This is a genomic window from Stenotrophomonas sp. STEN022 (assembly GCF_056760155.1).
The window spans coordinates 22622-29013 of record NZ_JBRREG010000062.1; the positions used below are offsets into that span (position 1 = coordinate 22622).

7 protein-coding genes are annotated in these 6392 nt (G+C 66.0%); 5 read left to right on the forward strand and 2 right to left on the reverse strand.

What is annotated here, in order from left to right:
* Window positions 1–14 precede the first annotated feature (14 nt).
* A complete protein-coding gene (locus tag ACVOMF_RS13540; RefSeq protein ID WP_481509768.1) occupies window positions 15–779 on the reverse strand; it encodes a hypothetical protein in 765 nt (254 codons plus the stop codon).
* Window positions 757–1593, reverse strand: a complete 837-nt coding sequence (gene rsmI, locus ACVOMF_RS13545) for a 16S rRNA (cytidine(1402)-2'-O)-methyltransferase (RefSeq protein ID WP_481509769.1) — start codon at window positions 1591–1593, stop codon at window positions 757–759. Before rsmI ends, ACVOMF_RS13540 begins: the two co-directional genes overlap by 23 nt.
* 82 nt (window positions 1594–1675) lie before the next feature.
* Here rsmI and ACVOMF_RS13550 point away from each other — a divergent pair, with 82 nt between their 5' ends.
* From ACVOMF_RS13550 to ACVOMF_RS13570, 5 genes are read left to right on the forward strand one after another with little or no spacing between them, the layout of a single operon-like run.
* A complete protein-coding gene (locus tag ACVOMF_RS13550; RefSeq protein WP_481509770.1) occupies window positions 1676–3400 on the forward strand; it encodes a penicillin-binding protein activator in 1725 nt (574 codons plus the stop codon).
* The gene (locus ACVOMF_RS13555; RefSeq protein ID WP_481509771.1) at window positions 3390–3764 is read left to right on the forward strand and encodes a YraN family protein; all 375 of its coding nucleotides are present in this window, start codon (window positions 3390–3392) and stop codon (window positions 3762–3764) included. The genes ACVOMF_RS13550 and ACVOMF_RS13555 overlap by 11 nt, the downstream gene beginning before the upstream one ends.
* Window positions 3764–4309 (forward strand): metal-dependent hydrolase, encoded by a 546-nt coding sequence (locus ACVOMF_RS13560; protein WP_481509772.1) that lies wholly within the window; start codon window positions 3764–3766, stop codon window positions 4307–4309. Before ACVOMF_RS13555 ends, ACVOMF_RS13560 begins: the two co-directional genes overlap by 1 nt.
* A gap of 17 nt (window positions 4310–4326) precedes the next feature.
* Window positions 4327–4896: a TlpA family protein disulfide reductase gene (locus ACVOMF_RS13565; RefSeq protein ID WP_481509773.1), complete on the forward strand. Its 570-nt coding sequence runs from the start codon at window positions 4327–4329 to the stop codon at window positions 4894–4896.
* Between the two features lie 19 nt (window positions 4897–4915).
* Complete coding sequence (locus tag ACVOMF_RS13570) at window positions 4916–6298, forward strand: FAD-binding oxidoreductase (RefSeq protein ID WP_481509774.1); 1383 nt, start codon at window positions 4916–4918, stop codon at window positions 6296–6298.
* The last annotated feature ends 94 nt before the right edge of the window (window positions 6299–6392 follow it).

Genomic DNA, 6392 nt, shown 5'->3' on the forward strand with positions numbered 1-6392 from the left:
ACCGGCCGATCATTTCATTCAGCTGCAAGCATCCGGTAACGCAGCGGTCGCACGCCGTCATGCGTGAATGACAGCAACCAGCCTTCATGCAGGATGTCGATCTGCTGGAAGTCCGCGTGCGCACCACTACCCAGCAACTGCCGTGACAGTTCATCCAGCGCCGCCAGCGCCCAGCTACGCAGCACTGCAGGATCGGCATCTTCGACGAAAGCCACTGCCGGCAACGGCCAGTTGTCGTACAGCAACAACACATTGCGCGATTGCCGGGCATAGCCCGGCTTGTGCAGGACCTGACGTTTCTTCTCCACCGCCCAGCGCATCACCTCCACCCACCAGCGCTCAGGCTCATCGCCTGCCCACGGACTGCCTTCATAGGTATCGGCCAACAACTGCCGCAACAATGGGCTATCCCATTCGGCCCGCGCCTCCTCGGTGCGATGCTGCGGCACCGGCCGCACCCAGCCGGAGTTGATGCCGTTCAACTTGGCCTGCACCTGTTTGAAGGCCTCAGGCACCACTTCCATGCATTCCACGCCGATCCGCGTATCGCCGGCATCCAGCATGAAGTCCGGGCTCTCGCGCTTGCTCACCCGCAGCGGATAAACCAGCTCCGACGCCCAGGCGGTCAACCAGCGCACCATCATCCAGCGCTCGCGCTGGGTCTTGATCTCGCCGCCAGTGCCACCCGCCAGCGGGTGCTCGCGCAGGTCCAGTTGCTGGCGCAGGCTGGCAGCATCGGCCGCCGCCCACATCGCCTCAGTCGTTGCTGCCCTGTCCATACAAAGCCTTGCGCGACGCGCCGCTCAGTTCGGCCGCCAGCTTGGCAGCAGTGGAAGGCGGCAGGTGCTCGTTCAATTTGGCGTACAGACGTCGGCCTTCGGCGATCTTGGCTTCTTCATCGTCGCCGGCGCCCTGCACCATCACCACGAACTCGCCCTTGCGCTGGTTGTCGTCGGCCAGCACCTTGGCCAGCAGTTGCTCCAGGCTGCCATCGAGCACGGTTTCGAACAGCTTGGTCAATTCGCGCGCCACCACCGCCGGACGTTCACCACCAAAGGCCGCCGCCATATCAGCCAGCGATTCGGCGATGCGGTGCGAGGATTCATAGAACACCAAAGTGCCGGTCTCGGCCGCCAGCTTGTTCAGGCGCTCGCGCCGGGCTGCGCCCTTGGCCGGCAGGAAGCCTTCGAATACAAAGCGATCACTGGGCAATCCGGCCACACTCAAGGCGGCAATTGCCGCGCAGGCGCCTGGGACTGGACTGACCTTGACCCCGGCTGCTCGCGCCGCGCGCACCAGACGGAAGCCAGGGTCGCTGACCAGCGGCGTACCCGCATCGCTGACCACCGCCAGCGACTCACCGCCCAGCAACCGCGCCACAACGCGCTCGGCCATCGCCTCTTCGTTGTGGTCGTGCAGCGCCACCAAGGGTTTGCTGATGCCAAAATGCGATAGCAGCTGACCGGTATGACGGGTGTCTTCCGCGCAGATGGCGGCCACCGAACGCAGCACCTCCTGTGCACGCGGGCTCAGATCGCCAAGGTTGCCGATCGGCGTGGCAACGACATACAAGGTGGCAGCAGCAGTACTCATCATCGGTATTTCCGTGGGCCAAGGGTAGAATCGTACCGTTTCCCCCGCCCGGCACTGCCGCGCCCTGTCGAACGGACCTCAAATGAACAAGCCAGCCGCACGGATTTCCGCCCTGTCATTGTCGATGCTGCTGTTCGTCGGCTGCGCCACCACCAGCGTAGCGCCGACCAGCTCCCCCGCCCAGCAGGCCGCTATCGCCCTGCTTGAACAAGGCAAACCGCGCGACGCGGCACAGCAGCTGGAAGCCCAGGCCGCACTGGTACGCGGCGCCGCCAAGAGCCCCTTGCTGGCCGATGCCGCCTTTGCCTGGCAGGAAGCCGGTGACAGCGCGCGTGCGCGCATGCTGATGGCACAGGTGCAACCACGCCAGCTGTCCGGCGCCACCCGCCAGCGCTTCAACCTGCTGCAGGCCGAATTGGCGTTGGGCGACAAGCAGCCGGCGACCGTGCTGCAGGTATTGACCGAAAATCCGGCGGCGCTGCCAGCGCCATTGCAGGCACGCTGGTACCTGGCCCGCGCGCAGGCGCTGGAAGCCACCGGCGACGCCTTTGCAGCAGCCGCCGAGCGCGCCCGCGCCGGCGCCCTGCTCAGCGGCACGGCACGCAATGACAACCAACGCGCCATCACCCGCCTGTTGGCCGGCCTGAACGACACCACCCTCAGCAGCCGTGCCGCCGCGCTGCCGGTCGGTGATCCGCTCTACAACCACGCAGGCCGCGCTCTGATCGGCCGCGGCCTGCCGCTGCCGCGTCCATTCGACCGCGATACCACCTCACAGCTGGATACCAGCAAGCGTCCTGCCGCCGATGCCGACGGCTACCGCCCACCAGTGAAGATGGCAGTGCTGTTGCCGCTCAGCGGCAACCTCGCAGCCGCCGGTGCCTCGGTTCGTGATGGCCTGCTGGCCGGCTACTACGGCGAAAGCCGTCGCCGCCCGGCCATCGACTTCATTGACACCAAGGGCACCGCCAGCGGTGCCGGCGCGGCCTACGACAAGGCGGTCGGCAACGGCGTCGACTTCATTGTCGGCCCGCTCGGCCGCGACGAAGTCGACGCGCTGTTCCACCGCAGCGAACTGCCGGTACCGCTGCTTGCCCTGAATCGCGGCAAGGACGCACCGCCGCCGGGCAGCGCGGCTTTCTCGCTGGCACCGGAAGACGACGGCCTGATGGCCGCCGAGTACCTGCTCGGTCGCGAGCGCCGCAACGTACTGGTGATCGCCAGCAGCGACGACGCCGGCCGTCGTTCCAGCGGTGCCTTCAAGGAACGCTTCAGCGAACGCGGCGGCAAGATCGCAGCGACCATCAATGTCGGCGAAGTTCCTGCAGATATCACCGCGCAGCTGCGTCAGGCAACCGGAATCGACGCGATCCTGCTCGCGGTCAAGGGCAACCAGGCGCGCGTACTGGCGCCGCAGCTGGCCTTGGCCGGCTTGGGCGGCGTCAGCCGTGTCGGCACCTCGCAGTTGACCGCAGGCACCGGCAAGGCCGAAGACGATGTCGCCCTGGATGGCATCGCCTTCCCGACCGATGCCTGGAGCAGCCGTGGTGTTGCCGGCCTGCCAGCCGCGGCAGCAGTTGCCACCACGTTGCCGACCGCACGCGGCGGCGCCGGCCGCCTGTTTGCCTTCGGCTATGACGCCTGGAAAATCACCGCTTACATGGAGAAGCTGGCCAACAGCACCAGCGGCGGCCTCAGCGGTGCCACCGGCACCCTGCACCTGGACGGTTTCGGCAATGTGCTGCGCACGCCGGCCTGGTCCACCTTCAGTACTGGCCGCCCGGTCGCCATCGGTGATGGTCGCTGAGAAGAACGAACGCGGTGCAGCGGTGGAAGCCGCTGCCCGTGTCCTGCTTGAAAAGGCCGGGCTGCAGTGGCGGGCCAGCAACGTGCGCTTTCGCGGTGGTGAGCTGGACCTGGTGATGTACGACCGCGATGCAGCCAGCCTGGTCTTTGTCGAAGTGCGTTACCGCCGCTCGGCCCAATTTGGCGGCGGCGCTGCCTCCATCGATATCAACAAGCGCCGCAAGCTGGTCCGCGCCGCCCAGCTCTACCTGAGCCAACACCCCACGCTGGCCAACCACCCCTGCCGCTTCGATGTGGTCGAAGCCAGCGGCGAACCGCCACGCCTGACCTGGATACGCGACGCGTTCCGCGCCGACGACTGCTGATGCCAAGCATATTCACCCATGCCGCGATCCCACTCGCACTGTGGTGCGCCAGCGAGCGCGGACGCGTTTCCGCGCGTCTGCTGGGTGCGGGCGTTGCTGCGGCAATGCTGCCCGATGCGGACGTACTGGCCTTCGCCCTGCATATCCCCTACGCCGATAGTTTTGGCCATCGCGGTGCCAGCCACTCATTGCTGTTCGCCACGCTGCTGGCAGCCCTGGCAATCGCCTTTGCCAAGGCACTGCGTGCGAGCCGCCTGCAGGCGTTTGCATTCGTCTTCATCTGCGCGCTGTCGCACCCTTTGCTGGACGCCCTGACCTCCGGCGGCCTCGGCGTCGCGCTGTGGTGGCCATGGAGCGATCAGCGTCTGTTCGCACCGTGGCGGCCCATCCGCGTATCCCCCTTCGCCAACAACTTCTTCAGCGCGCGCGGCCTGCAGACCGTACTGTCCGAACTGCGTTGGATATGGCTGCCTTTGCTGGTGGCCGTGATCGGCTGGAAGATGGTTCAATCGCCGCAGGGTTGGCGCCACCGCGCCGACGACTGAGCCACCCGGGGGAAACCATGCGCCACCGCCTGCTGCAGTCTTCAAGACTGCTGCTGTCCTGCTGCCTGTTGCTGCTGTCCATCCCTTCCTTCGCCGCTGCCATCCCTGCCGCCGGCGAGTTCCCGCCTTCGATCGCACTCGGAAAGAACCTGCCGGGCGAACTGGTCGACCTGCAACAACGTCGCGGCAAGGTGGTCATCATGACCTTCTGGGCGAGCTGGTGTGGCCCCTGCATGCGCGAACTACCCGTGCTGGCCCACCTGCAGAGCGTGGTTGGCAAGGACGCGCTGGAGGTCATCGCGGTGAACTGGGACGAACCGCGCGCGCAGGTGGTGGACTTTGCCCGCCGCAACCGGAAGCTCGACCTGGAATACGTACTCGACAGCAAGGGCAAGGCTGCCGAGGCCTATGGGGTGAAGGCCATCCCCCTGATGTTCGTGCTGGACCAGGATGGCCGCATCAGCGCCGTCCATCGCGGCTATTCGGAAGAGTCGTTGCCGGAGATCCTGGAGCAGGTACTGGCCCTGCTGCCCGAACATGTACGCACGCGGCCAGCGCAGAACATCAAGACCGGCAGCAGCGGATGACACGGCCTAGAATGGGCCGGTGAACACACCTCTTTCCGACGCTTTCAAGCACACCCTCTCACAACTGCTGGGCGACGGCTGGCGCACCGACGCCAGCTCACTCGCAGCCCATGCGCAGGACAACTCCTGGCGACACGCCTTGCCACAAGGTGTGGCCCTGCCAAGCACACGCGAACAGGTTCAAGCCATCGTCCGCGCCTGCCGTGAACACGGCGTGCCCCTGGTCGGTCGCGGCACAGGCACCGGCACCACCGGCGCTGCGGTACCCACGGCTGGCGGCATTGTGCTGTCGTTCGCGCGCATGAACCGCATCGTTGCGATACAACCCGGCGATCGCTGCGCGGTGGTCGAACCCGGCGTACTCAACGGCGATCTGCAACAGGCACTGATGCCGCACGGCCTGTTCTGGCCGCCGGATCCTTCCAGTGCGGATATCTGCAGCATCGGCGGCAACCTGGCCTGCAATGCTGGCGGCCCGCGCGCGGTGAAGTACGGCACCAGCCGCGACAACGTACTTGGCCTGGTCGCGATCACCGGCACCGGTGAGTTGATCCAGTGCGGTGGCCCTTACACCAAGGATTCCACCGGCTACGACCTCACCCATCTGCTGGTTGGCAGCGAAGGCACACTGGCGCTGATCGTCGAGGCAACACTCAAGCTGACCCCGCGCCCGCGCAGCCAGGCTGGCCTGCGCGTGCTGTACCGCGATGCCGAAGCGGCTGCCGCTGCCGTATCGCGGGTGATGGCACAACCGGTAACGCCGACCACGCTGGAATTCATGGACGCCCGCAGCCTGCAGCTGCTGCGTCACAACGGTGCGCAGGTGCCCGAAGCCGGCGCGATGTTGCTGATCGATGCAGACGGTGATGAAGACACCCTGCCCTACCTGTTGAATGCCTTGGCCGAGGCGGCTGAAGGCGACGGCATGCTGGCGCTGGATGTGGCCACCGATGGCAGTGCGCGCGACAAGCTGTGGGCGGCACGCCGCGCGTTGTCGCCAGCACTGAAAACCATCGCACCAGGCAAGATCAATGAAGACGTAGTGGTGCCGGTATCGCAGATCCCGGCGCTGGTGGAAGGCGTGCAACAGCTATCGGCGCAGGCGCGGTTGCCGATCGTGACCTTCGGCCATGCCGGCAACGGCAACCTGCACGTCAACATCCTCTATCACCCGGATGATGCAGACGAGAACGTGCGCGCGCATGCGGCCCTGCCCAAGGTATTTGCATTGGCGCTGCAGCTGGGCGGCACCTTGTCGGGTGAGCATGGCATTGGCCTGGCCAAGCGCGATTTCATGGCGCAGGCGTTTTCGGCAGGAACCTTGGCGACGATGCGCGCGATAAAGCTGGCGCTGGATCCGGACGGCATCCTCAATCCGGGCAAGGTATTGCCGGAGGCGTAGGATTGAGCGGCCGGGCTTTTGTGGGAGCGGCGTGAGCCGCGAAGCTGAAGATTTCTCAGAGTTCGACGAAACTGCGACCTGGAACCGCAGTGAC